Annotated in this window: 1 pseudogene; it reads right to left on the reverse strand. The window is 60.0% G+C overall.

What is annotated here, in order from left to right:
* Window positions 1-145, reverse strand: a pseudogene (locus IAE36_RS23565) (DUF2897 family protein); the annotation flags it as partial.
* Window positions 146-215: the final 70 nt, after the last annotated feature.

Below are 215 nucleotides of genomic sequence, written 5' to 3' on the forward strand. Positions count from 1 at the left end.
GGTTCTGAGCATCCTTGGCATCCGCCTCGGCATTGCGCTCATGTACCTTGCGCAGCTGCTCATCGGTAAGGGGCAATTTCTAGCCCGTGTCGCCCAGCATCATCAGCCCTCCGACGATGGAGCCCAGGGCTACTAACAAAGTCACCTTGGAGTAACACCGTACATGTAGGAGCGAGCGCAGCTCGCGATGGGGTGCAAAGCACCCCCACCCCCGT

Source organism: Pseudomonas sp. S36 (assembly GCF_016647875.1).
Classification (GTDB): domain Bacteria; phylum Pseudomonadota; class Gammaproteobacteria; order Pseudomonadales; family Pseudomonadaceae; genus Aquipseudomonas; species Aquipseudomonas parafulva.